The organism is Mesorhizobium sp. WSM4307, from assembly GCF_007003945.1.
In the GTDB taxonomy this organism is placed as follows: domain Bacteria; phylum Pseudomonadota; class Alphaproteobacteria; order Rhizobiales; family Rhizobiaceae; genus Mesorhizobium.
Genome location: NZ_VFTB01000021.1, coordinates 34053 through 56017 on the forward strand (window position 1 = coordinate 34053; position 21965 = coordinate 56017).

The window sequence follows — 21965 nt, forward strand, 5'->3', positions numbered from 1 at the left end:
GCAGGCGGGAAGGCATGCCTGCCGCGTCCCGGTAACGGTTTCTTCTCTGGTTTTGTCGCAGATTGCCCGCAGGTGGAGCAGGCGAAAACAGACGATGACGGGTCAGGACAAGAAAAGCCGCAATGAAACGTTCTGGGCCACGGCCCTGGAGCGGGCCCATCTTGGCGTCTGGGACTGGGATCTTGCGACCGGCGACTGCTTCTATTCCGCGACCTGGGCGCGGATGCTGGGTTATGATGAGAGGGAGCTTGCCAACACCAGCGATTTGTGGCTGCGGCTCGCCCATCCCGACGACCGCGAGCGGGCGCTGGCCAGCGGCGACCGCCACATTGCCGGACAGACCGACGCCATCGAGACGGAACTGCGGCTGAAGCACAAGCAGGGCCACTGGGTGTGGGTGCTCGACCGCGGCGGCATCGTTGAGCGCGACGAGGACGGGAAGCCGGTGCGACTGATGGGCGTGCAGACCGACATCACCAAACAGAAGACGGCCGAAGCCGAGCTCGAACAGGTCAATGTGCGCTTCCGCCTGGCGCTCGCCGCCAGCGGCACCGGCATCTGGCACCACGACATCGCCACCCACAAGAGCTATTGGGACACCCGCACCAGGGACATATTCGGCCTCGTTGCCGACACCGACGAGGTGACGGCCGACCTTTGGCACACCTATCTGCATCCCGACGACAAGGAAGCCACCGAGCGCGCCCACCAGCCGCCGCCTGGCTCAAGCGGCGTAACCGCCTCGCAATACCGCATCATCAAGCGCGACGGCGAGATCCGCCATGTCGAATCGCTGGTCCGCTTCATCGCCGCCGCGGGTGCCGCCGGCCAGATCCTCGGCACGGTGCGCGACATCACCGAGGACAAGCTGCGCGAACAGGAGCTGGCGTTTGCCGCCCGCCACGACGCGCTGACCGGCCTGTGGAACCGCGCCGCCTTCGACCGGCTGCTCGCCGAGCATATCGCGGCGGGTGCGCCGCTGGCGGTGTTCTATGTCGATCTCGACTACTTCAAGGCGCTCAACGATTTTGCCGGCCACGCCGCCGGCGACATGGCACTGAAGAGCGTTGCCGCCGGCATCCGCGCCTGCCTGCAGCCATCGGCGCATGCGGCGCGGCTCGGCGGCGACGAATTCGCGCTGCTGGTGCCGCATTGCGACGCAGCGCAGGCCGAGCGGCTGGCTGGGGCCATACTGGCGGCCGTGCGCGGCGCCGATCTGGGCTCTGCCGCGGCCGCGCGGCGGCTCGCGGCAAGCATCGGCATCGCCATCGTCAACGACCGGGTGACCACAGTCGCCGATGCGCTGGCCTGCGCCGACGACGCCTGCTACGCGGCCAAGGCCGCCGGGCGCGATCGCTTCGCGGTGTTTTCGGCCGAGGCCGCCACCGGCGGCCTCAACGCGGCGCGGCTCGCCGCCGACACGGTCGACGCCATGGAGGACGGAAGGCTGAAACTGTTCGGCCAGGAGATCCACCGGCTGGGCCGGCCCTGGCAGGAAAGCCGCCATGTCGAGGTGCTGGCGCGGCTTGTCGGGCGCGGCGGCAAGCTGATTCCGCCCAGCGAATTCATCCCGGCGGCGGAGCGTTTCGGCATAGCCGCCAGGCTCGATCGCTGGATTATCCGCACCGCGCTGTCGCGGCATGGCGCGGCGATGAAGTCCGGCGCGATCACGCTTGGCTTCAACCTGTCGGCGCAGACGCTGAGCGATCCGGGACTGTGGGACTTCGTCGACAGCATCATCGAGGAGACTGGGGCGCCGCATTCCGGTATCGGCTTCGAGATCACCGAAACCGCCGCCGTCACCAATTTCGATGCCGCCGAGACGTTCGTGCGCAAGGCGCGCGAGCGGCGCTGCAAGGTCAGCCTCGACGATTTCGGCGCTGGCATGAGTTCGTTCGAATATCTCAGGCGCTTTCCGGTCGATGCCATCAAGATCGATGGCTCCTTCATCGAGCACATGGCCGAGAGCCGCTTCGATCGCGAGATCGTCTCGGCCATATCAGGCATTGCCCGCAGCGTCGGCTGCGCCGTCGTGGCCGAGAAGATCGAGCAAGCCGAGACGCTCGTCATGCTGCAGGCGATGGGCGTCGATTTCGGCCAGGGTTTCCTGCTGCACCGGCCCGAGCCGCTGGAGCGGATCGTCGCGCCCGCCATCGGGCCGGTAACCGCAGCACCGGCCCGCAAGGCGTCCTAATCAGATTTGCCGCACCATCGCTTGCGGAAATTCCAGCACAGCGGTCTCGGGTCGCCTGTGCTGGGCTTCCGCCACCGTCTCGATCAGGAGGTCGAGGGCCTCGCATGCCGAGCGGCTCGTCTCGTCATTGCCGCGCAGATAATGATAAGCGCGTTCGAGATGGATGCGGGCGGCTGAAAAATCGCTGGTCAATGGTTCCCTCCATGATCCCGCCCTAATTTATCTTGGCCGGCCCGGCGGAATTTGGGGTAAATATCCACAGGCGGTTTTTATTCAAATGCCGATTGATCTTGGCCGCGCTGTCAGGAGAGGCAGCGCGCAGCGCTTTGCCCTGCCTTGTCGGGCGGCTAGACTGCCACCTCCCTGTCCGAGGTGATATTGATGATCGTCCAGGCCTGCATCAACGGCGCGCGTCCGCGCGACTTTCATCCGAAGCTGCCGCTGACGGCGCAGGCCATGGCCAGCGATGCGGCTGCCTGCGTCGCGGCCGGTGCCGGCGAACTGCACATCCATCCGCGCGGCCCCGATGGGGGTGAAAGCCTGGCCGCCGTCGATGCGACGGTGCTGGCCGTGCGCGGGGCCTGCCCAGGCACGCTGGTCGGCGTGTCGACCGGCGCCTGGATCGAGAACGATGTCGCGCGCACCCGCGCGGCGATCGCCGGCTGGCGCGAGCTGCCCGACTATGCCTCGGTCAATCTCTCCGAGGCCGACGCGCCCGCCGTGATGGAGCTGCTGCGTCAGCGCGGCGTCGGCATCGAGGCCGGGCTCGCCACGATAGAAGACGCCGAGCGGTTCGTGGCGCTCGCCGATCACGACCGGGTGCTGCGCATCCTGATCGAAATCGACATACCGGACCTTGTAGCGGCCCTCGCCGAGGCAAACGGCATCGCCGCCGTGCTCGAGCACGCCGAAGTGCGGCGGCCGATCCTGCTGCATGGCGTGGACGCCACCGTCTGGCCATTCGTCGAGCTGGCGCGCCAAAAGCGGTGGTCGACGAGGGTCGGGCTGGAAGACGGCAAGACGCTCGCCGATGGAATCGTGGCCAATGACAATGCGGAAATCGTCGCGGCGGCGGTGGCGGTTTTCCGCTCCGCGTCCGCCGGCTGACCTGCGGTCTGCCTCAGCTCCGCCGGCGGGCCGGTGCCGTCCACGCGCGCAAAATGTGTTTCTGGATCTTGCCGGATGCGGTGCGCGGCAGCGTATCGGTGAGCAGGAACTCTTTCGGCACCTTGAAGCGGGCGATGCGCGCGCCGCAATGGCTTGCCAGATCGGCCGGATCGACGACGCATCCGGGTTTCACCACGACAAAGGCGCGCCCGACTTCGCCCCAGCGCGCGTCGGCGACGCCGATCACGGCGGCTTCGGCGATGCCGGGATGGTCGAGCAACACGGTCTCGATTTCGACGGGATAGACGTTCTCGCCACCGGAAATGAACATGTCCTTGCGACGGTCGACGAGGGTGACGAAGCCTTCCTCGTCGCGCCGCGCGATGTCGCCGGTGCGGAACCAGCCATCGGCGGTGAAGGCGCGCTCCGTCTCTTCCGGCCGGTTCCAATAGCCTGGCGTGATCGAGGGGCCGGAAAGCCATATCTCGCCGGGCTCGCCGGCCGCGACGTCGCGGCCATCGTCGTCGACGAGGCGCAGGCCGATCGTCGGCGCCGGCAGGCCGGACGAGCCTGCCTTGCCGGCGATGCGGTCGGCCTCGACCGGCATGCCAAGCACCGTGCCTGCCTCGGTCATGCCGAAGCCGTCGGCCATGCGCACGCCCTGGGCCAGCCACCATCTGATATCCGTGGCCGGGTTGGGCGCGCCGCCGGTGAAGATGGCGGTGAGCGCGGTCCAGCGCGACGGCGTGAAGTCGGGATGTTCACGCAGCATCCTGGCCATCTGCGGCACGCAGAAATAATGGGTGACGCCAAGAGCCGGATCGGCGAGGCGGCGATTGGTGGCGCCGGCATCGAAGCCGGGCGAGATCAGCACGGTGCCACCCTGAAGCAGCGTCGGACGCAGGCTGGTGATGAGGCCGATGACATGAAACATCGGCGCGTCGCAGAGGAAGACGCTGGCATTGCCGACGCGGCCCAGCACGCCGAAATTGACCGCCGTGGCGAAAGCGTTGCGCTCGGTGACGATGACGCCCTTTGGCCGGCCCGACGTGCCCGACGTGTAGAGGATGATCGACGGCGCATCGTCGGCGGGCAGGGGACGGCGCGGCGCCGGCGCCTCTGCCTCGACCGCCGCCGCGAAGGCGGCGACATCGACAGGGATGCAGCGCCCGGGCAATGCCGCCTTCGGGACAGCGTCATGCAACAGCAGCACCGGATCGCAATCGGCAACGATCGCCTGCTGTTCGGCACTGGCAAGCCGCCAGTTGACCGGCACGAAGATAGCGCCGAGCCGCATTGCGGCCTGCTGCAGGATCAGGAGATCGGCGCTGTTGCGGGCAAGCGTGGCGATCCGTTGCCCGGGCTTGACGCCGTAGCCGGTTTCGAGAACGCCAACGGCTCGCTGGATGGCTTCGTCAAGCGCGGCATAGGTCCAGCGCCGGCCGGAGGCCAGGTCGACGCAGGCAACACGATCCGGCTGCGCGCCGGCATGCAGGGCCACGGGGTCTGAAATCGTCAAGGCCGGCATGCGCATCTCCTCCCAGATTGCGTCGTTGGCTTATCGCGTCATCTGGCCTTGTCGTAAGCGCCGAGGCCGGGCTTGTAGCTCTTTTCGTCGATGAACTGGCGGATGCCTTCCTTGCGGCCCTCATTGTCGTGGGAGTTGGCCGCCTCCTGGGCGCGGACCAGATAGTCCTCAGCATTGTCGTAGGTCATTTCGCTCACGCGGCGGATGGCGTCCTTGGTTGCCTTCAGCGCGATCGGGTTCTTCTTCAGAAGGATGTTGGCGACCTCGGTGACCCGTGTCTTCAACTCAGCCAGCGGCAGGCTTTCATTGACCAGCTTCCAGGCGGCGGCCTTCCTGCCGTCGATCAGTTCGCCGGTCAGCGCGTGATACATGGCGTCACGCATCGACAGCAGGTCGACAACCACCTTGGTGGCGCCGCCGCCGGGCAGGATGCCCCAGTTGATCTCGGACAGGGCGAACTGCGCCTCGTCGGCGGCGAAGGCGAGATCGCAGGCGAAGAGCGGGCCATAGCCGCCGCCGAAGCACCAGCCATTGACCATGGCGATGGTCGGCTTGCCGTACCAGCGCAGGCGCCGCCACCAGCCATAGGCTTCGGATTGCGCCTTGCGGACGGCGCCGAGCCCCTTGGCTTCGGTCTCGCGGAAATACTCCTTGAGGTCCATGCCCGCCGACCAGGCGCTGCCTTCGCCCGACAGCACGAGCACGCCGACATCGGCGCGGTATTCGAGTTCGTCGAGAACCTCCATCATGCGCCGGTTGAGCGTCGGGTTCATGCAATTGCGCTTGTCCGGCCGGTTGAAGCGCACCCAGGCGATGCCGTTCTCGACGTCGAAGGCAACGGTCTCATCGGTCATGGTCGGTCTCCTCCCGTTCCACCACTGCTATGGAAAATTGCTATGGGGCATAGCTATCTTGATTGCTATGTCGCATAGTCTTTTTCGCTTGACAAGAGCCGGCATCGCGGCGATCGGTTGGCATGGACGAAACCCAGCCTCACGACGCGCTCGATGCGCAGATCGGCTACAATCTCAAGCGTGCCTCGGCTTTCGCGCTCAATGATTTCACGGTCGAACTGACCGAGGCGGGCCTGCGCCCGGTGACCTATGGCATGCTGGCGCTGATCGATGAGCGGCCAGGCATCCGCGCCGCGGAACTGTGCCGTCTCCTGGGCATGAAGAGCGCCAACATGGCGCCGCTGCTGGCCGAACTGGAAGAGCGCGGGCTGGTCGAGCGTGACGACCATGCCGAGGACAGGCGCGTGCGGATACTGACCCTGACGCCGGCGGCCAGCCAGGCGATGCCGGGCTGGCGGCGACAAGTTCGCCGGCACGAAGACAGGTTTCTGCAAAGGCTGACGAAGAAGGAGCGGGCGACGCTGCTGCGCCTGCTGCGCCTGATCTGGACGGACGAAGGTTGAGGGCTGCCTATTTGGCTTCGCCGTCCGGCGCTGAAAGCCGCAGCAAGAGGGCGAGCAGCGCGATCACTGGCGGGACGATGAAGCACCAGACATTGGCGTAGGCAAAGCCGAGGGCAGCGGCCGCGCAGCCGGCGGCGAAGACGGCGACCGCCGCCGCCATGCGCCGCAGGCGGGCAATGAGCGCCGGGCGGGCTTCCGGGGCCGTGCCGCCGATGAGATCGGCGAGGTCGATCATGATCTGGGTGGTGGTGCCGGTCATCAGCGTCGAAGGCGGGGCGGCCGCCAGATGGACCCGGTGCACCGCGTTCTGGATCGCCATGGCGGCGACCAGCACCATGCCGGTGACGATGGCGGCCGCGCCGTCACCACTGGCGAAGGGACCAAAGCGGATCGCCAAGGCGGCGCCGACGACGAGCAGCGCCAGTTTGGTCGCCAGCAGCACTCCGAGCGCCTGATGTCCGCGCCGGCGCAAATGCTCGCCGGCCAGCCGGGTCAGGATGACGACGATGCAGAACACCGGGAGCGCCAGCAGCTTTGCCAGCACGCCCGAAATGCCGAGCACCAGCGAGGCGCCGAGGGTGACGAAATTCCCGGTCACGTGCGCGGTGAACAGGCCCTGCAGCGCCAGGAAGCCGGCCGTGTCGACATAGCCGCCATTGAGGCTCAGCAGCAGCGGCAGTGCTGGTTTCATGGCGTCGTCGCCGGGACCAGGAAACGGTCGGGCGCCAGCGCCGCGGCGGTGACGCCGCGTGCCGTGACATCCTCCGGCAGGGGCTCGCCGCGCATCAGCGCTGCGCCCAGCCTGGCCAAGGTCAGCGACACCTGGAAACCATAGCCGCCCTGGCCGCCGAGCCAGAAGAAGCCGGGCAGGCGGGGGTCGAAGCCGGCGACCGGCGTGCGGTCGGGCGCGAAGGTGCGCAGGCCCGCCCATGGCGTCGACGGACGGCCGATGCGCATCGACGTCGCCTGCTCGATGCGGTCGACGGCGATGGCGACATCGATGTCTTCCGGCCAGGCGTCGCAAGGCTCGGAATCGGTCTCGTCGGCGAGCGAGCCGATCAGCCTGCCGGCATCGGGTTTGAAGTAGAATTGTTCGTGCAGGTCGACCACCAGCGGCCAGCTGGCGATGTCGGTGCCGGCGGGCGCATCGAACAGGAAAGCGGTGCGGCGTTTCGGCTGGAAGCCGAGGCCGGAGAGCCCAGCCAAGCCAGCGACGACATCGACCCAGGCGCCGGCGGCGTTGACGACGATGTCGGCCGGATAGACACCGGCGCTTGTCTGCACGCGCAGGCCGCCGCCGCCGGGCGAAATGGCGCGCACCTCCTCGCCGGTGCGAATTGCGCCGCCGCCGGCCTTCAGCGCCGAGGCGCAGGCCGCCAGCATCTTGCCGGTGTCGATATCCAGGGCGTCCGGCTCATAGACGCCGCCGCAAGTGGCTTCAGTGGCGATGGCGGGAACCAGCGCGTGGAGCTCGGCCGCCGACAGGCGACGCACGCTGGGCACCAGCGCCTGCAATTCATCGGCCAGCTTGTCGATCGCGGCGCCGTCGCCTTTCCAGCCGACATGCAGCGCGCCGCGCCGATGGGCGACGAAGCCGCCCTCGACGATTTGCTGCCGGCTGGCCAGCGTCAGCGCGCGCACCAGCCGGTTGCCGTAGGTCTCGGTGAACAAAGCGGCGGAGCGGCCGCTGGCGTGGTAGCCAAGATGCGGCTCGCGCTCGAGGACGGTAACGGAGGCCCAATCCCGCACGGCCGCCGCAAGCGACAGGCCGGCAATGCCACCACCGATGACGACGATTTTTCTGGGAGGATTCGACTGCATCCAGCAGTCGTAAAAATGATTTCGTATCCAGTCAAACGGCGCGACTTTCCCTCGGTCGTTCGCGCAGCCATTTCTTCCTGTTCTACGGGGGAGAAATGGCCGGCGGGGCAATGAGGGCAGCGCCAGCTCCGACGATCGGCAGCGTCCTCTACAAGGTCACAGTCCGCCCCAGTCCTCGCCGCACCGCCTCGCGATAAGCGAGATCCGACGCCACCAGATCCTCCATGGCGACACCCATGGCCTTGTAGACGGTGATCTGGTCGGCGCTGATCCTTCCCGGCCGCAGCCCAAGCAGCATTTCGCCAAGCTCGGTTCCGGTTTGCGGATTGATGCCATCGAGTTCGCAAGAGCCGACCGGAGTAGGTGCGAAGGCGTCCCTGGTCTCGACGAACAGGCTGGCCCGGCCGACAAGCTCGACCGGCAGCTCGCCGCCGGGTGGTGCTACGCCCACCGACGAGACATGCGTGCCGGGGCGCAGCCATTCGGCCGAGATCACCGGCTGGTAGGAATGCGTTGCCAGGCACACGACATCGGACGAGCGCACCGCTGCCTCGAGATCGCTGACGGCGACGACGCCCGGATGCTGCGCTGCCAGCGCCCGCGCGTCCGCGAACTCCTTCGAGGCGACGCGGATCTCGGTGAAGTCCCGCACCAGCGGCAGCAGGTGCAAGTGCTGGCCGGCCTGCACGCCGGCGCCGACCACCGTCGCGACCCTGGCGTCGCGGCGGGCCAGTTCCCGCACCGAGAGCACGGCGGAGCCGGAGGTGCGCACGGCGGTGATATAGGTGCCGTCCATGACACAGACCGGCATGCCCGTTTCCGGGTCGAACAGATGGATGGTGGCGAGATGGCTGGGGATCGCCCAGGCTATGTTGCCTTCGAAGACGTTGACGATCTTCACCGACAGATGCATGCCCGCCATCCAGGCCGGCATCGCCAGCGAATAGCCGGCCCGCGGAATGTCGAGCTGTGGCCGCGCCGGATTGACGATCTCGCCGCGGGACAATGCCTTGAAGCCCTCCGCCAACGCATCGAGAAGCCGACGCAGGTCGATGCATGTTCTCACCTCGCCTTCGCTCAGGATGAGCACGGCCGTGTCGCCCTTGGTAAGGGCATTGCGGGAGGTCCGTATGGTCGATGTCATGGGATTTGCCTTGGTCGGATTGCGTTGCCCGCCAACGGTATTGCCACTCGACAGCGTGATGAAATATGCTGTTTTCGCGATTTTTGCGTGATAATCGCGCAATCTGTGGTCAGAAAGTGTGAATTCAAATGGATGATCTCGACCGCATCGACCGCTCGCTGTTGCGCTTGCTGCAGGAGGATGGCCGTCGCACGACGCTCGATCTGGCCCGCCGCGTCGGCCTGTCGCCGACCGGGGCGGCGCAACGCATCAAGCGGCTGTTCGCCGAAGGCTTCATCCGGGCGGTGCGGGCCGTTCTCGACCCGGCCCGGATCGGGCAGGCACAACTCGTCTTCATCGAGGTGCGGCTCGATCATACGGCGCCGCATGTCTTCGACCGCTTCGCCGAGGCGGTCGTGCGGGCGCCCGAGATCATCGAATGCCACATGGTGGTCGGCGGCTTCGATTATCTGGTCAAGGCGCGCATCGCCGACATGGCGATGTTCCAGGATTTCCTGCAGCGGGTGATCCTGCCGCTGCCCGGCGTCAGGGAGACGCACACCTACGCCTCGATCGCCAATGTGAAGCCGGACGCGTTGCTGCCGATCTAGGACGTGGACTTATTAGCGCCGCGGCGCGCGACCTCACAGCTCGGCTGGCCAGCCCGATCGCTCGGCTCGACGCAAGGACGATTTTACGATCAGGCGATGGAAAGGCGCAATTCCCGCGATATAGGCCCGCCCTCCCAGATGATTGAAGGTCACGACCGTTGTGGCGACAAGCCGGCGGCACAAAGCGGACTCTTCAACCAAGACGGACAAACGGAAGTCGAGATGGCGATCATCCTCGCCAAGAATAATCTCATGACGCCGCCGATCGTAGACCCGAAAGAAATCAATCCTGTCGGTCGCAACGTCATCGCGCAACTCAGACGATGTCTTAAGACCAAACCCCGCAACCAAAGTGTCCCTGAGAGCTATCAGCCAGCCAACCCACCGCGCCTGACCCATCAGCATATGGGCGGCGAGGCGTTCGGCGTCGCCCGTCGCATGGCTCGGCAGATCGATCGCGAATGCGTCAGCGAAGCCTGCCTCGGCATAGAGCGGCCTAAGCGCGGAATGTTGCGGCAAATCGACTCGAGCAACGCGCGTCATGGATGGTCCGCCCCGGACTGAATGGAAGCGAAGAGGTGGTGCACTGCAATAGCACGAACGGGCTCTCCATCAAACGTATCACGGAACTTCTGCTGTTGACCCTTCCGCGACCTCGGGCAACGTCCACTCTTCCGCGGTCGGCAAGCTGCTAAGTGAGTACACGCCCTAGACCGGCGGCCGTTCCCCCGCGTCCAGCAGCCATTGCCGCACGGCCTGTGTCGGTTCGGGGTGGCGCTGCTTTCTCGGCATCACGACATGAAAATCCTGCGTGCCGCGCATTTCGCAGCTGACCGGCTGGACCAGGCGGCCGGCGGCGAGGTCGGCGGCGACGAGGAAGCGGCTGGCCAGTGCTATGCCCTGGCCGGCGATGGCCGCGTCGATGGCGAGGCTGGTCTGGTTGAAGCGCATGCGCTTGAGCTCGGCCGTCATCTTCAGGCCGACTGCCTTTTCCATGAATTCGGGCCACAGATTGTGCGCGTCGTGCAGCAGCACGTGATGCTGGATTTCGGCCGCGGCGATTTCGGTTGCGCCGGCCGGCAGCAGGGCCGGGCTGCAGATTGCGATGATCTGCTGGGGAAACAACAGGTCGACGATCAGGCCGGCCCCGAAGGGCGGGCGGCCTTGCCGCACCGCGATGTCGACGCCGTCGGACTGGAAACTCGACAGGCTCTCGCTGGCCAGCACGCGCAGGTCGACCAGCGGATTGTCGGCCATGAAATCCTGCAGCCTTGGGATCAGCCATTTGGTGGCGAAACTCGGCGTCACGCTGATCGTCAGGCGTGCCGGCGCGGGACGCAGCAGCAAGGTTGCCTCCGAGATCAGGTCGAAGGCGCGGCGGATGTTGGGCACATAGGCGCGGCCCTGATCGGTCAGCGCCAGGCCGCGCGGCAGCCGCTCGAACAGTTTCGTGCCGAGATGGGTCTCCAGGCCGCGAATGTGCTGGGCCACCGCGCCCTGGGTCACGTTCAGCTCCTCGGCGGCGACGCGGAAGTTGAGATGGCGCGCCGATGCCTCGAAGGCGCGCAACGCGTTCAGCGGCGGCAGGCTCAGGAAGGCTTCAGGCATGCAGGAGTTTTTCTACTGGTTGATTTCAGGCATTCTGGTTCGAACCGAGCGGCAGAACCAGCTATATCACCGTTCAAATCCCGAAAACACCGGTTGCGGTGCCTGCCAACCCTGAGAGGAAAATCCGATGAGTGTAGAAAAAGTGGCTGTTGTCGTGGCCGGCGGCAGCGGCATGGGGGCGGCGGCGGCCAAGCGCCTGGCGGCGGATGGGTTCAAGGTCGCCATCCTGTCGTCCTCGGGCAAGGGCGAGGCGCTGGCCAACGAGTTGGGCGGGCTCGGCGTCACCGGCTCCAACCAGTCGAATGACGACCTGCAGCGCCTCGTCGACCTGACGCTGGAGCATTTTGGCCGCATCGACGTGCTGGTCAACAGCGGCGGCCACGGGCCGCGCGCGCCGATCCTGGAGATCACGGACGAGCAGTGGCGCACCGGCATGGACGTCTATCTGATGAACGTCATCCGGCCGGTGCGCATCGTGGCGCCGCAAATGGTCAAGCAGAAGGGCGGCGCCATCATCAACATCTCGACGGCCTGGGTCGCCGAGCCGAACGCGATGTTCCCGACTTCGGCCGTGTTCCGCGCCGGTGTGACCGCCTACACCAAGATCTTCGCCAACACTTATGCATCAGACAATGTGCGCATGAACAATGTGCTGCCCGGCTGGATCGACAGCCTGCCGACCGTCGAAGAGCGCCGCGACAACGTGCCGATGCAGCGCTACGGCACGATGGAGGAGGTCGCCGCGACGATTGCGTTCCTGGCGTCCGAGGGGGCGGGCTATATCACCGGCCAGAACATCCGCGTCGATGGCGGTGTTATCCGGGCGCTGTGAGGCGTCGACCGGGCTTGGGTTCCTCGCCTCCAGGGAAGTGGGCGAGGAACGAGGTTCGGGGAGGCGCTGCCACCCTCGCGGCCGATGCGCAATTCTTTCAATCATTTCTTGAAGCCGGCACCAGCCGTTTCATGGTTTGATGATTCCGGCCAAGAGGGGGAGGCGTCATTGACCGATTTCATCGGACTGCCGAAAGCCGAGGTGCACATCCACATCGAGGGCTGTTTCGAGGCCGACGATGTGATCAGGAACTGCCAGCAAGCCGGCATTCCGCTGCGCGCGCCGCGCGACAGGCTTTTCGAAGCCCATGATCTCAAGAGCTTCCTCGAGATGCTCGACTGGCTGTGCGGGACTTTTCGTACGCGCGAGCAGCTCGCCACCACGGCCTACAAGTTCGCGCACCGCATGGGCCGAAGCGGCGTGCGCTACGCCGACGTCATCGTCAACCCGACGCACTGGCCGCACTGGCACAAGGACATTGCGGGGATGATCGACGCGTTCGACGCGGGTTTCGCGGCCGCCGAACAGGATGGGCACCCGCCGGTCGGGCTTTGCGTCAGCCTGCTGCGCACCCAGTCGGCGGCGGAGGCGATCGAGCTGGTGGAGTTGCTGGGCGGGATCAGGCCCAGGCGTGTCGTCGCCCTGTCGATCGACGGCAACGAAGCGGCTGCCGGCCGCACCGGCCCGCGCTTTGCCGAGGCGTTTCGCCGGGCCGGCGCGGCCGGTTTGCGGCGCACCGTTCATGCCGGCGAGTCGAGCGGCCCGGAAGGTGTTCGCGACGCCATCGATCTGCTGGGCGCCGACCGCATCGACCATGGGGTGCGGGCGATCGAGGACCCGGAACTCATCGACTTGCTGGCGCAGAGGCAGATTCCGCTGGGCATCTGTCCGGTCTCCAATCTGGTGCTCGGCGTCTATCCGTCGCTTGCGCAACATCCGATCGATGCCTTGCGCAAGGCCGGTGTCCCGGTCTCGATCAACACCGACGATCCGTCGCTGCTCGGCACCACGCTCGAAGCCTCCTACGCGGCCTGTGCCGAGGCTTTCGCCTGGGACGACGAAACCATCCGCCAGCTCGCCGCGACATCGGTGCAGGCGAGCTATGCCGACCCGGCGCTCAAGGCGCGGATCCTGACCGATCTGGCGGCCTGGCGGAGCTAGGGGCCGCTGCCGATTTCGCCATCGTGCCGTCTGGCAGATTACGCGGTCAGGGCTTCCGGCTGGTCGAAAAGCGCATGAAGCTCGGAGACCGGCATAGGGCGGCCAAAATACCAGCCCTGGACATCCGTGCAGCCATTCTCCTTGACCAGCCTGTACTGGTCCTCGGTCTCGACGCCTTCGGCGGTCGTCGTCATGCCAAGTGTGGTGCCGAGTTCGGCGACGGCCTTGACGATCGCCCGGCTTTCATTGCTCTCGCACATCAGGCTGACGAAGCTGCGGTCGATCTTGATGCGGTTGAACGGGAACGACCTGAGATAGCTCAGCGAGGAATAGCCGGTGCCGAAATCATCCATGGCGATGGAGATGCCGAGGTCGCGCAGGCTGTACAGCGTGTTCAGAGTGTTTTCGTTGTTGGCCAACAGCACCGACTCGGTGATCTCCAGTTCGAGCCGTGACGGCAGCAGGCCTGACGCGGCGAGCGCCGCGGCAACCTGAAGCGACAGCCCCTGCTGTTTGAACTGGGCCGGCGAAAGATTGACCGCAACCTTGACGGGCTGGGGCCATTTCGCGGCGTCGGCGCAGGCACGCCGCAAGATCCACTCGCCAAGCGCGTCGATGGCGCCTGTCTCCTCGGCCAATTGGACGAACTCCGACGGCGCCAGCAGGCCGAGGCGCGGATGGTTCCATCGCACCAGCGCTTCGAAGCCGGTGAGCTGCGAGGTCTTTGCGTCGTGCAGCGGTTGATAATGCAGGACGAACTGTTCGTTCTTCACGCCGAGCGCGAGTTCGGATTCGAGCTGGCGCCGCTCCTGCAGTCTTGCGTCCATTCCCGGCTCGAACGACCTGCAGGTGCCGCGGCCCTCCATCTTGGCCTTGTACAAGGCAAGGTCGGCATTGCGGATAAGGGTTTCCGAATTTCGCCCGTCGTCGGGAAAAACGGCGATGCCGATGCTGCCGCCGATGTTGATCTTGTGGCCATGGATGGAGAATTCGTCGGACAGGGCATGAATGACGCGGCTTGCCAGCACGCCGGCCTCGTCGTTGCCGTCGAGCAGGAGCTGAAGGATGACGAACTCGTCCCCGCCAATTCGGGCCACCATGGCGGTTTCGCCGGCATGGTGTTTCAACCTTTTCGCCACCGCCCCGAGCAGCTCGTCGCCGACCGGATGGCCGAGCGTGTCGTTGACCGGCTTGAAACGGTCGAGATCGACGCAATGGACGGCCAGCTTCTCGTCGTCCCTGAGGCTTCGCAATGCCTCGTCCATCGTGTCGGCCAGGAGGCCCCGGTTGGGCAGGCCGGTGAGAATATCGTGCGTGGCGAGATGCTGAATCTGGGCGGTGCGTTGCTCGACCCGACGCTCAAGGGTCTCGGCGGCCTCGACCTGCATCGTCATCGTGCGCCCGATCGCGTACCAGCAGGTCAGCGCCAGCAGCGTGACCACCGCGACCGCCGCATAACCGGCCAACTCGAATTCACGCACGGACTGGACGTCCAGGTTGTCGTCGAAGCGGCTGTTGGGGAACCCGGCCCAAAGACGCCATGCGCTCCTGGGATCGTTGAGCGAGAGCGGGATGACTTCGGAATAGATCAGATTGGGGTCGGCCGCCGTGAAGGCACGGGAATCCGCCGCCAGGGCTGTCGACATCTTGTGCTGGTCGGATTCAAAGCCGTAGCCTGAATTGACGATGACATAGTCACTGCCCGGCAATAGTTTCCGCAGCGCCGAGGTAAGCATGATCGCCGAAACGGAGCCGCGCAGGCTGCCATCCTGGCCGAAGACAGGGACCGAAAGGATGAAGCCTGAGCGGTCGGCATCATTGCCGGTGTGGATGAAATCGGTGTTGTCGCAGGTGATGAGCTCCTTCGTGCCGATGATCGGCACGTTCAACCCGTCGATGGCGCTCGAATTCGGATAGTTCGTCTTCAGCCAGGCGAGCTGTTTGGCCAGCTCATGGTATTCATAGGTCTCGACCTCTTCCGGGGGGCGGATCAGGGCATTCTCGTCCAGCTTCGCCTGTTTGGCGCCGCCAGCGGCATCAGATCTCGCCTTGGCATTCACGATCAACTGGTCGAACTGGAGGATCGGCTCCTCGGGCTTGCCGGTCACCGTATCGAAGCGGTCCGGGTTGAAATCCAGCGGCAGGAAGTAGACCTCGGAAATCGAGACATTGTTGGCGAGGTTGTTGTAAATCTGCTGGATCGTCGCGCGGCCCTCATCGCCAAGGTTCGTGCCATGCCGGTCAAGGTTCCGCACGCTCGGCAGATAGCTCAGGGTGCGCACATTCTCGTAGACGGCCCGCAAGGCGTCTTCGACGGTCTTGGCGGCCGCTCTGGAAGCCGCCTGGGAGTTCTCGACATAGCGCTCCTTGGCCAGCGCGAAGTTTCTCTGGGCATCGATGTGCAACGCCGCCAGCGTCGCCGCCCCGGTCAACAGGATCACAACAAATCCGGCCGCTCGCCTGAATGCGTTCATCTGCGTCCCACCATCGAGTGACGAGGAATACCGCAAGGCGGTTTAGGAAGCGCTAATGGGATATGTCTTTCTTTACCGGTCCCAGGCATTGCGGCGCGTCCAATCCGGCAAGATCGAGGCACCTTCTTTTCGTCGGCGGACAGGCACCGGGCAAGGCGGTTCAGTTCGCTGGCCCCGCCCGCTGGTCGGCGTCGGTGAGCGTGCCCAGGAAGGCGACGATGTCGTCGATCTCGGCGGTGTTCAGCGCCGGTCTGTCGCCGGGCTTCTTGCCGTCGAAGGGCGGATCCTGATTCAAGTTTCCCCAGTAAGCCTTTGGCAGATCGTCATATTTCCTGACCGTGCCGTCGACGTTCCTGGGGTACCAATGGCTGGGATCGGTGTCGCGGCTGGCGTAGAAGGCGACCGCGTCGCGCAGCGTGTGGAAGGCGCCATTGTGGAAGAAACTCTTGCGCAGCGCGACGTTGCGCAGGGTCGGCGTCCTGAAGAGGCCGCAATATTCGGTCCGCGCCTTGAAGTCGGTGCGCAGCGGGCCGCACAGGCCGAGATCGACATAGGCGGGGTCGGCATTGGCGGGAAGCGCCGCATTGCGCGGCACGGCGATGGCGATCAGGCCGAAATCGGTGAATTGCGGCGGCTCGCCGTCATTGGCCGGTTCGCTCAAGTGGCAGCTGGCGCAATTGCCTTTGGTCTCGTCCTCGAACAGCGCGCGGCCGCGCAATTCCTGCGCTGTCAGTTGCGCCTTGCCGGCGAGGAAGGCGTCGTAGCGGCTGGAATAGGGATAGAAATCGGCAGCGCTCTGCTCGAAGGTGCTGAGCGCCTCGGCGGCGGCGTCGAAGGCATCGCGCGCGCGGTCAAACACGTCGTCGCCGAAGGCCGCCTTGAAGTCGCCGGCATAGGCCGCCTTGCGCAAGGCCGCGGCGACGGCGGCCTCATCCTTGTTGGCCATCTCGAAGGGCGAGAGCAGGGGGATTTTCGCCTGGTCCTTGCCATGGTCGGCGCGGCCGTCCCAGGTCAGGCCGCCGGTCGGGCCATTGTCGACGCTCTCGTCGCCCTCGTCCTCGGAATCGTAAAAATGCTCGGTGAAGGCTGGCGCCGCCTGGAGATAGCGCAGCGACGGCACGGCGCGCACGCCCGGCCGGTCGAGGTTTGCACCGCCCATCTCGACGGGTGCTGCAGAGGCCGGACCGAAGGCATGGTGCGGGTCATGGCAGGACGAGCAGGCCTGCCTGCCGGAGGCCGAGAGAGCGGGATCGAAGAACATTTTGCGGCCAAGCGCGGTCAGCGCCTCGGCTCGGGCGAAGGCGTCGGCGCGCGATAGCGGGCCGGGGTGGACGCTGCCTGGTCCGGCGCGGACAAGGCTTGCCGGCAAAGCGATGGCAAGGCCGAACAACGATGCGGCGGCGGCCGCGATCATCAGGCGTTTGCCTCGTCCTGTCGTCATGAATTCCATGTCCATTTCGCTCAGCAGTTAGGTTCGCACTGCAACGGATTGATGACTGGTTCGACCCTCACGAAACCGTGTTCGCGCGGATCAGCTCGCGGCCGATCGGCTTTGGCGTCTCGCTGCGCAGCACCAGCGCCGTGGTGACCGCGCCATGGCGCGCCACGGCGTCGACGATGGTTTCAAGGTGGGCGGGCGAGGGCACCACCACTTTCAGGATGAAGCAGTCCTCGCCGGTCAGCCGGTGCACCTCGGTAATCTCGGGCATTTCGGCGAACTGCTTCAGGCAAGGGCGGATGTGCTCATGCGTGGTGCGCACGCGGATGATGGCCATCATGCCGAGGCCAAGGGCCGCCGGATCGATCACCGCGGTGTAGCCGGCAATGACGCCGCGCTCCTCCAGCCGCTTCACCCGCTCGGAGGTTGCCGGCTGCGACAGGCCGACCCGGCGGCCGAGCTCCGATATGCCGATGCGGCCGTTCTCCTGCATGGCCTCGATGATGGCGATGTCGGTCGGGTCGAGCGGCGCGCGCTCATCGCTGGTCTTCATGGTCACCTTGAATCCATCGGCGAGGAAATGACTTTTCCGATGATTTCCCATTCCCGATGCCAGCGCAAGCCGCCACCATGCAGCTGTGATCGATAGGAGCAAGGCGACATGACGTATTTCATCATCCTGCCGGGCAGCGGCGGTTCCGGCCCGGCGCATTGGCAATCGCGCTGGGAACGCGCCGATCCGGCGATGCGGCGCTTCCAGCCCTCAAGCTGGGACCTGCCCGATTTCACCGACTGGCTGGCGGCGCTGGAGGCTGCCGTGATCGCGGCGCCCGAGCCACCTGTCTTGGTCGCGCACAGCCTGTCCTGCCTGCTTGTCGCGCATTGGCAGAAGATTTCGCAAAGGCCCGTGAAGGCGGCCTTGCTGGTCGGCGTTCCCGATCCGGCGTCGGCGGTCTTTCCCGGATATGGCATGGCCTTCGCGCGGATTCCGCAGGGCAGGCTGCGCTTTGCCTCGCTGGTGGTGACCAGCACCAACGACCCCTATGGCTCGCAGGAGTATGCCGAGGCGCGGGCGACGCAATGGGGCAGCCGCCTGGCCGTGATCGGGCCGCTCGGCCACATCAATGCCGAAAGCGGCCTGGGCGACTGGCCGGAAGGTCTCAAACTTCTCGACGGACTGGTTTGCGAGGCTTGAGGGCGCTCAGCCGCCATTCACCAAGGCAAGGATAAGCTTCTGCAGATTACCGCCCGGGCCGAGTTCGACACGGTCGAAATCGCGGCTGGCCTGGCGCTGCGCCTGCGAGAGCGCGGACAGGCGCTTGGTCATCTCGGCGCGGATCTTGCTGCATTTGGCGTCGTCGGCGACCGTCAGGCCGACGGTCGCAGCCTCGATCTTGCGCACCATGTCGACAATGGTGGCGCCATGCACCTTCTCATGGGCGCTGACGCCGGCGAGGAAAACCTCCCAGTTCTTCTGGATGGCAGGCGGCAGCGGCGCGGAGGGGCTGGGCAAGGTGTAGGTGATGATCAGCTTCGGCTTGGCCGACACCAGCACGCAGGCTCCGGCCCGCGCCTGATAGTCCCTGGTCCAGGTCAGCTTGAAATTGGTGTGGGCGATGGCGCGGGCGACGCCGACATTCGGCCCGTTCTCGCCGATCGAGCGATAGAGTTCCGGCCCGGACTGGCCCGAAATGGCGTAGGTCTCGACCTTCTCGACCGGCTTCCACTGCGCATGGGCGGTGACAGGCAAGGCCACCAGTGCGGCCAGCAGAAGACACAGGCGAACTCTCAACACAACGCTCTCCAAGGCGGGACCGACCTTGCCACAACGGGCAATGCCACCGGCTCGCTTTTCCTATATGCTGCCGGCGGACGCCGCAATTGTCAGGGGGAACTCATGAGAGCTGGATATCTCGTCGTCGCCGGTGCCGTGGCTATGCTGCAGGCCGCGCAGCCGGCTTTTGCCGCGTCGTGCAGCGGCTGGGGCGCGAAGATGGAGGAGGACGAGGGCGGCAGCGTGCTGACCGCCTCGGTCTGCGGCGGACCAAAAGGCGACGCGCATCTGATGCTGGCCTGTTTCGACAAGCCGGTGCTGAGCTTAGACCTCGGTGCCAGCGGCCAGCAACTCGAGCCCGGCCTCAGCGGCGCGTTCGATTTCAAGGCCGACGGCAAGACGGTGACCAGGACGCTGCAGCTGGAGGCCATGTACAATTACTTCGTGGTGGACCTGGCCAAAGCCGATCCGCTGCTCGATCTGCTGCGGGGGAAGGGGGATGTGACGGTCAGTTCGGCCAAATATGGTTCGAGCAGTTTTCCGCTGAAGGGTTCGAAGGGGGCCATCGGCAAAGTGCTGGCGCAGTGCGGGAAGGCGAAGCCTGCCGCTGATGCGGATTGAGCGGTTACCGCATCACTCCGCCCAATCGCATCGTCGCTCCCGTCAACTGCTCATCCGAAAACCCGGAAAAACCCAGCACCAGCCCATGCTTCGGCGCGCCGTCGAAGAACATCGCGGACAGCGCTCGCGCGCCGACGCTCACCGCCTTCGCCGCCTCGACGATCGCCGTGTCCGGCCCGTTGCCCCTGAGCATCGCCATCAGGTGCAGCCCCTGTTCGGGCACCGTCACATCGAGCCTGTCGCCGCAATGCGCCTGCAGCCCCGCCACCAGCACGTCGCGCGCGGCTTGCACGCGGCGGCGCACGCGCCTGAGATGCGCGGCGAAGTGGCCTTCGTTCAACAGGTCGGTCAGCGCGCCCTCGGCCAGCGTCGAAGGGTAACGGTCCGAGCGCGCCCTGATCGCCATGACGGCATCGAGCAACGGTTCCGGCACCACGACATAGCCGATGCGCAGGCCGGGGAAGAGGACCTTGGAGAAGGTGCCGAGATAGGCGACGCGGCCCGCGCCATCCATGCCTTGCAGCGAGGTCAGCGGCGGGCCGGCATAGCGGAACTCGCTGTCATAGTCGTCCTCGATGATCCAGGCATCGTTGCGCCGCGCCCAGTCGAGCAAGGCGAGGCGACGGCGCATCGTCATGGTCACGCCGAGCGGATATTGGTGCGAGGGCGTGACATAGGCCGCGCGTGCCTTTGGGCAGAGACGTTCGCCGATCTCGGGATCGAGCCCTTCGGCGTCGACCGGCACGGCGACGATGCCGGCGCCGCTGCCGGCCAGCGCGGCGTGCGCCATGGGATAGCAGGGGTTTTCCAGCCACACGGCGTCGCCGGGGCGAAGTGCCGCGCGCGCCAGAAGGTCCAGCCCCTGCTGCGTGCCCGAGGTCAGCAGGATCTGGCCAGCGTCGCAGCGCACGCCGCGCGCGGTTCTGAGATAAGTGGCAATCGCGCTGCGCAGCGGAAGGCCGCCGCGCGGATCGCCATAGCGGAAATGTTCGGGGCCGGGGCGGGCGAGGTGGCGCGACAGTAGGATGCGGAACAGGTTCAGCGTGCGCGGGTCGGACACCGCCACGCCAAGGCCGCAAGGCAGCGAAGTGGCGGCGTCGATCTCCGGCGGACGCGCCTTGGCCAGCGTTGTCGGCAGATATGGCACGTCGGGCGCGACGAAGGTGCCGGCGCCGACCTTGGCCACGGCAAAGCCTTCCGAGATCAGCATTTCGAAACAGGCGACCGCCGCAGAACGCGACAGGCCGAAACGTTGCGCAAGGTCGCGGGTGGTCGGCAGCTTGGCGCCGGCGGCCAGCGCGCCGGTCTCGATCAGCCGCCTGAGTGCGGCGTAGAGCTCGCGGCTGCGCGGGCCGTCGCCCGGCAGGACCGGGATCAACGCCGACCAATCCGGCGGATTGGTCTGAATTTTATCTCCCTGATTGGTTCTTTTATCGACCAATGCTATGGCGCATGGTTGGCAGACAACAGCCGAGGATGCAAGCCGTGAACGACGTCTCCGCCAGCTTTCCGACCACCAGCCGCAATCGGGTCAAGCGCCTGCATGAGCGCGGCAGCTACGACCATGCGGCCGTCTTCGCGGTGCTGGATGCCGGGCTGCTCTGCCACGTCGCCTACACGTTCGACGGCCAGCCCTATTGCACGCCCACCATTCACTGGCGCGAGGGCGACATGCTCTACTGGCACGGCTCATCGGCCAGCCGCATGCTTCGCCAGCTGCGCGGCGGCACGCCGGCCTGTCTCACCGTGTCGCATCTCGACGGGCTGGTGCTGGCGCGCACCGGCTTCAACCATTCCGCCAACTACCGCTCGGCGATGTGCTTTGGCACCGCGCGGATTGTTGATGAGCCGGAGGAAAAGATGAAGGCGCTGGCCGGCGTCGTCGACCGCTTCTATCCCGGCCGCAGCGAAACCTTGCGGCCGATCTCGGCGCAGGAAGCCAAGGCGACGATGGTGATCGGCATGCGCATCGAGGAGGCGTCAGCCAAGGTGCGCGCCAAGGGCGTCGGCGACGACGAGGAGGACTATGGCCATCCGGTGTGGGCCGGCGTCATCCCGGTGCGGACGGTGATCGGCGCGGCCGAGCCGTGTCCGAGGCTGCTGCCCGGCATAGAGCGGCCGCGGAATCTGGCTGGATACGCCGAGGGCGAGAGGCTGGATCAGGCGCTGATAAAGGCGCAAAGGGTGTATGAGGGCGAGGGGTAACTAGCGCCCTCTTCCTTCTCCCCTTGCGGGAGAGGGTGGCCTCGCGAAGCG

General features: G+C 66.0%; 22 protein-coding genes. 9 read left to right on the forward strand and 13 right to left on the reverse strand.

The genetic code is table 11. The annotated features are described in order from the left end of the window. Window positions 1-94: 94 nt before the first annotated feature. On the forward strand, window positions 95-2194 hold the full coding sequence (locus FJV83_RS34350; protein WP_142886715.1) for an EAL domain-containing protein: 2100 nt from the start codon (window positions 95-97) through the stop codon (window positions 2192-2194). On the opposite strand, the gene FJV83_RS34355 is transcribed toward FJV83_RS34350, so the two are convergent. Beyond that, window positions 2195-2386: a hypothetical protein gene (locus FJV83_RS34355; RefSeq protein WP_179295858.1), complete on the reverse strand. Its 192-nt coding sequence runs from the start codon at window positions 2384-2386 to the stop codon at window positions 2195-2197. Between the two features lie 189 nt (window positions 2387-2575). On the opposite strand from FJV83_RS34355, the gene FJV83_RS34360 reads away from it, so the two are divergent. Continuing rightward, window positions 2576-3301, forward strand: a complete 726-nt coding sequence (locus FJV83_RS34360) for a 3-keto-5-aminohexanoate cleavage protein (RefSeq protein ID WP_142886714.1) — start codon at window positions 2576-2578, stop codon at window positions 3299-3301. A 13-nt stretch (window positions 3302-3314) separates the two neighbouring features. On the opposite strand, the gene FJV83_RS34365 is transcribed toward FJV83_RS34360, so the two are convergent. Further along, window positions 3315-4829 carry an AMP-binding protein gene (locus FJV83_RS34365; RefSeq protein ID WP_245437607.1) on the reverse strand — a complete coding sequence of 505 codons (1515 nt, stop codon included), beginning with the start codon at window positions 4827-4829 and terminating at the stop codon, window positions 3315-3317. 38 nt (window positions 4830-4867) lie between these two features. Continuing rightward, entirely contained in the window at window positions 4868-5683 is an 816-nt protein-coding gene (locus tag FJV83_RS34370) for a p-hydroxycinnamoyl CoA hydratase/lyase (RefSeq protein WP_095790702.1), read from the reverse strand. A gap of 122 nt (window positions 5684-5805) precedes the next feature. Here FJV83_RS34370 and FJV83_RS34375 point away from each other — a divergent pair, with 122 nt between their 5' ends. Further along, entirely contained in the window at window positions 5806-6246 is a 441-nt protein-coding gene (locus tag FJV83_RS34375) for a MarR family transcriptional regulator (protein ID WP_142886713.1), read from the forward strand. Window positions 6247-6253: 7 nt separating this feature from the next. Here the strand turns inward: FJV83_RS34375 and FJV83_RS34380 are convergent, their stop codons facing one another. The 3 genes from FJV83_RS34380 to FJV83_RS34390 form a co-directional block, all read right to left on the reverse strand. Beyond that, a complete protein-coding gene (locus FJV83_RS34380; RefSeq protein WP_095773764.1) occupies window positions 6254-6937 on the reverse strand; it encodes a YoaK family protein in 684 nt (227 codons plus the stop codon). Beyond that, window positions 6934-8067 carry an FAD-binding oxidoreductase gene (locus FJV83_RS34385; protein WP_142886712.1) on the reverse strand — a complete coding sequence of 378 codons (1134 nt, stop codon included), beginning with the start codon at window positions 8065-8067 and terminating at the stop codon, window positions 6934-6936. Before FJV83_RS34385 ends, FJV83_RS34380 begins: the two co-directional genes overlap by 4 nt. Before the next feature lie 148 nt (window positions 8068-8215). Further along, entirely contained in the window at window positions 8216-9211 is a 996-nt protein-coding gene (locus FJV83_RS34390; RefSeq protein ID WP_185973440.1) for an ornithine cyclodeaminase family protein, read from the reverse strand. Between the two features lie 128 nt (window positions 9212-9339). Between FJV83_RS34390 and FJV83_RS34395 the strand changes: the two genes are divergently transcribed. Next, window positions 9340-9801 carry an Lrp/AsnC ligand binding domain-containing protein gene (locus FJV83_RS34395; protein ID WP_019859344.1) on the forward strand — a complete coding sequence of 154 codons (462 nt, stop codon included), beginning with the start codon at window positions 9340-9342 and terminating at the stop codon, window positions 9799-9801. A gap of 33 nt (window positions 9802-9834) precedes the next feature. Here FJV83_RS34395 and FJV83_RS34400 read toward each other — a convergent pair whose 3' ends face one another. Both FJV83_RS34400 and gcvA read right to left on the reverse strand, forming a co-directional pair. Further along, a complete protein-coding gene (locus tag FJV83_RS34400) occupies window positions 9835-10344 on the reverse strand; it encodes a DUF2867 domain-containing protein (RefSeq protein ID WP_095773767.1) in 510 nt (169 codons plus the stop codon). Window positions 10345-10509: 165 nt separating this feature from the next. Further along, entirely contained in the window at window positions 10510-11409 is a 900-nt protein-coding gene (gene gcvA / locus FJV83_RS34405) for a transcriptional regulator GcvA (RefSeq protein ID WP_095790705.1), read from the reverse strand. Window positions 11410-11536: 127 nt separating this feature from the next. On the opposite strand from gcvA, the gene FJV83_RS34410 reads away from it, so the two are divergent. Both FJV83_RS34410 and add read left to right on the forward strand, forming a co-directional pair. Continuing rightward, complete coding sequence (locus tag FJV83_RS34410; RefSeq protein ID WP_095773769.1) at window positions 11537-12241, forward strand: SDR family oxidoreductase; 705 nt, start codon at window positions 11537-11539, stop codon at window positions 12239-12241. Window positions 12242-12409: 168 nt separating this feature from the next. Beyond that, window positions 12410-13402 (forward strand): adenosine deaminase, encoded by a 993-nt coding sequence (gene add / locus FJV83_RS34415; RefSeq protein ID WP_142886711.1) that lies wholly within the window; start codon window positions 12410-12412, stop codon window positions 13400-13402. A gap of 38 nt (window positions 13403-13440) precedes the next feature. Here the strand turns inward: add and FJV83_RS34420 are convergent, their stop codons facing one another. The 3 genes from FJV83_RS34420 to FJV83_RS34430 all read right to left on the reverse strand — a co-directional run bounded on the left by FJV83_RS34420 (window position 13441) and on the right by FJV83_RS34430 (window position 17867). Further along, on the reverse strand, window positions 13441-15876 hold the full coding sequence (locus FJV83_RS34420) for an EAL domain-containing protein (protein ID WP_246691954.1): 2436 nt from the start codon (window positions 15874-15876) through the stop codon (window positions 13441-13443). Between the two features lie 160 nt (window positions 15877-16036). Continuing rightward, on the reverse strand, window positions 16037-17317 hold the full coding sequence (locus FJV83_RS34425; protein WP_142886710.1) for a cytochrome-c peroxidase: 1281 nt from the start codon (window positions 17315-17317) through the stop codon (window positions 16037-16039). 67 nt (window positions 17318-17384) lie between these two features. Continuing rightward, on the reverse strand, window positions 17385-17867 hold the full coding sequence (locus FJV83_RS34430; RefSeq protein WP_095774013.1) for an Lrp/AsnC family transcriptional regulator: 483 nt from the start codon (window positions 17865-17867) through the stop codon (window positions 17385-17387). Window positions 17868-17975: 108 nt separating this feature from the next. Here FJV83_RS34430 and FJV83_RS34435 point away from each other — a divergent pair, with 108 nt between their 5' ends. Continuing rightward, entirely contained in the window at window positions 17976-18509 is a 534-nt protein-coding gene (locus tag FJV83_RS34435; RefSeq protein WP_095773771.1) for an alpha/beta hydrolase, read from the forward strand. Window positions 18510-18515: 6 nt separating this feature from the next. Here the strand turns inward: FJV83_RS34435 and FJV83_RS34440 are convergent, their stop codons facing one another. Next, window positions 18516-19109: a DUF922 domain-containing protein gene (locus FJV83_RS34440; protein WP_095787822.1), complete on the reverse strand. Its 594-nt coding sequence runs from the start codon at window positions 19107-19109 to the stop codon at window positions 18516-18518. Between the two features lie 141 nt (window positions 19110-19250). Between FJV83_RS34440 and FJV83_RS34445 the strand changes: the two genes are divergently transcribed. After that, a complete protein-coding gene (locus FJV83_RS34445; RefSeq protein WP_246691955.1) occupies window positions 19251-19709 on the forward strand; it encodes a hypothetical protein in 459 nt (152 codons plus the stop codon). A gap of 4 nt (window positions 19710-19713) precedes the next feature. Here FJV83_RS34445 and FJV83_RS34450 read toward each other — a convergent pair whose 3' ends face one another. Further along, on the reverse strand, window positions 19714-21087 hold the full coding sequence (locus FJV83_RS34450) for a PLP-dependent aminotransferase family protein (protein WP_246691956.1): 1374 nt from the start codon (window positions 21085-21087) through the stop codon (window positions 19714-19716). A 74-nt stretch (window positions 21088-21161) separates the two neighbouring features. On the opposite strand from FJV83_RS34450, the gene FJV83_RS34455 reads away from it, so the two are divergent. Further along, a complete protein-coding gene (locus FJV83_RS34455) occupies window positions 21162-21914 on the forward strand; it encodes a pyridoxamine 5'-phosphate oxidase family protein (protein ID WP_185973439.1) in 753 nt (250 codons plus the stop codon). Window positions 21915-21965 lie beyond the last annotated feature (51 nt).

Excerpts from the sequence above, each read along its gene's own strand:
- FJV83_RS34375 (WP_142886713.1), top strand. The coding sequence starts at position 5,806 with ATGGACGAAACCCAGCCTCACGACGCGCTCGATGCGCAGATCGGCTAC.
- FJV83_RS34370 (WP_095790702.1), bottom strand. The coding sequence starts at position 5,683 with ATGACCGATGAGACCGTTGCCTTCGACGTCGAGAACGGCATCGCCTGG.
- FJV83_RS34435 (WP_095773771.1), top strand. The coding sequence starts at position 17,976 with ATGACGTATTTCATCATCCTGCCGGGCAGCGGCGGTTCCGGCCCGGCG.
- FJV83_RS34420 (WP_246691954.1), bottom strand. The coding sequence starts at position 15,876 with ATGAACGCATTCAGGCGAGCGGCCGGATTTGTTGTGATCCTGTTGACC.
- gcvA (WP_095790705.1), bottom strand. The coding sequence starts at position 11,409 with ATGCCTGAAGCCTTCCTGAGCCTGCCGCCGCTGAACGCGTTGCGCGCC.
- FJV83_RS34445 (WP_246691955.1), top strand. The coding sequence starts at position 19,251 with ATGCTGCAGGCCGCGCAGCCGGCTTTTGCCGCGTCGTGCAGCGGCTGG.
- FJV83_RS34385 (WP_142886712.1), bottom strand. The coding sequence starts at position 8,067 with ATGCAGTCGAATCCTCCCAGAAAAATCGTCGTCATCGGTGGTGGCATT.
- FJV83_RS34410 (WP_095773769.1), top strand. The coding sequence starts at position 11,537 with ATGAGTGTAGAAAAAGTGGCTGTTGTCGTGGCCGGCGGCAGCGGCATG.
- FJV83_RS34380 (WP_095773764.1), bottom strand. The coding sequence starts at position 6,937 with ATGAAACCAGCACTGCCGCTGCTGCTGAGCCTCAATGGCGGCTATGTC.
- FJV83_RS34455 (WP_185973439.1), top strand. The coding sequence starts at position 21,162 with ATGGTTGGCAGACAACAGCCGAGGATGCAAGCCGTGAACGACGTCTCC.
- FJV83_RS34390 (WP_185973440.1), bottom strand. The coding sequence starts at position 9,211 with ATGACATCGACCATACGGACCTCCCGCAATGCCCTTACCAAGGGCGAC.
- FJV83_RS34400 (WP_095773767.1), bottom strand. The coding sequence starts at position 10,344 with ATGACGCGCGTTGCTCGAGTCGATTTGCCGCAACATTCCGCGCTTAGG.
- FJV83_RS34430 (WP_095774013.1), bottom strand. The coding sequence starts at position 17,867 with ATGAAGACCAGCGATGAGCGCGCGCCGCTCGACCCGACCGACATCGCC.
- FJV83_RS34350 (WP_142886715.1), top strand. The coding sequence starts at position 95 with ATGACGGGTCAGGACAAGAAAAGCCGCAATGAAACGTTCTGGGCCACG.
- FJV83_RS34365 (WP_245437607.1), bottom strand. The coding sequence starts at position 4,829 with ATGCCGGCCTTGACGATTTCAGACCCCGTGGCCCTGCATGCCGGCGCG.
- FJV83_RS34395 (WP_019859344.1), top strand. The coding sequence starts at position 9,340 with ATGGATGATCTCGACCGCATCGACCGCTCGCTGTTGCGCTTGCTGCAG.
- FJV83_RS34425 (WP_142886710.1), bottom strand. The coding sequence starts at position 17,317 with ATGACGACAGGACGAGGCAAACGCCTGATGATCGCGGCCGCCGCCGCA.
- FJV83_RS34360 (WP_142886714.1), top strand. The coding sequence starts at position 2,576 with ATGATCGTCCAGGCCTGCATCAACGGCGCGCGTCCGCGCGACTTTCAT.